The organism is Alteribacillus sp. HJP-4 (genome assembly GCF_042139015.1).
In the GTDB taxonomy this organism is placed as follows: Bacteria; Bacillota; Bacilli; order Bacillales; family Marinococcaceae; genus JBHIKY01.
This window is the reverse complement of the sequence record NZ_JBHIKY010000060.1, coordinates 1-1,194: the sequence shown is the minus strand read 5'-3', so window position 1 is coordinate 1,194 and position 1,194 is coordinate 1. Positions and strand designations below refer to the sequence as shown.

The 1,194-nt window shown below is 50.8% G+C and carries 2 protein-coding genes; both read left to right on the top strand.

Features of this window, described 5'->3' with window-relative positions; genetic code table 11:
- The first annotated feature begins 98 nt into the window (after positions 1–98).
- On the top strand, positions 99–344 hold the full coding sequence (locus ACE4RR_RS21495) for a hypothetical protein (protein ID WP_375537455.1): 246 nt from the start codon (positions 99–101) through the stop codon (positions 342–344).
- Between the two features lie 77 nt (positions 345–421).
- Positions 422–1,194: group II intron reverse transcriptase/maturase (ltrA, locus tag ACE4RR_RS21490; protein WP_375537456.1), on the top strand; the 773-nt coding region annotated here is incomplete at its 3' end.

The following is a 1,194-nucleotide window of genomic DNA, read 5'->3' as shown; positions in this document are numbered from 1 at the left end:
CTCCGATCCGAGGAACACGAATCTCATACCAGGCTGTCCTTCTTGGATGAGACTGCTTAACAAGTCAAAGTCCGAACGACCAAAGGGACGGGCAGTAAATGAGGCGGGTACATGGAGAGGAAGTCTGTGCGCTTACCCGGGGAGGTCTGATCGGCACGCCGTACTCTTGCGGTAACCGGCTTCGAAAGAAGCCGCTGAACGATCAGAAGTCAGCCGAAGCCATAGTACCATGCGGTACTAGTCCGTTATGGGAAGGGCTGAATCATGAAAAGAGCGCTCTTTCCCCAGCGTACGCATCATTCGATGACACAGAACACATCAGCTTCCCTGTAAAGGAGAGGTGAATCCCTCAAGGGTACAGGAAGCGTGGAGAATAGATGCCATACAACGGAACGAAAGAGACACGTGGAGGTCGATTGCTATGCTGGAAGACATTCTACACAGAGACAACTTGAACCGAGCCTACACAAAGGTCGTTCAAAACAAAGGAAGTCACGGGGTGGATGGGGTGACCACCAAGGAACTGAAAGCTCAGATTTCAGAGGAATGGTCCTCTATCCATCACCATCTTCTGTCGGGAACCTATGTCCCGTTCCCGGTCCGCCGTGTCGAAATCCCGAAACCGAGCGGGGGGAGACGGAAACTAGGAATCCCGACGGTGCTGGATCGTCTGATCCAGCAAGCGATCAACCTTTATCTTCAACCGATATATGATCCCGTGTTCTCCGAACACAGTTATGGGTTCCGCCCAGGTCACCGCGCTCATGATGCCATTCGGAAAGCAAAGAAATATATTAACGAAGGCAAGACATGGGTGGTAGATATCGATCTGGAGAAATTCTTCGATAAGGTACACCACGACCGATTGATAAGAACGCTTAGTCAGCGTATCCAGGATGGACGTATCCTCCGACTCATTCGGCGATACCTGCAGGCAGGAGTCATGGAAAACGGTATGACAAAAGCAAATGACATGGGGACACCGCAAGGAAGTCCCTTAAGCCCGCTCCTATCTAATATTGTCCTGGATGAACTGGATAAGGAACTGGAAAAGAGGGGAGTCTCCTTTGTCCGTTACGCCGACGACTGCCAGATCTATGCAGGATCGAAGAAAGCAGCCCAGAGGGTGTACCAAAACATGCTCACGTTTATCGAGAAGAAGCTGAAACTGAAAGTCAATCGAGAAAAGAGCAG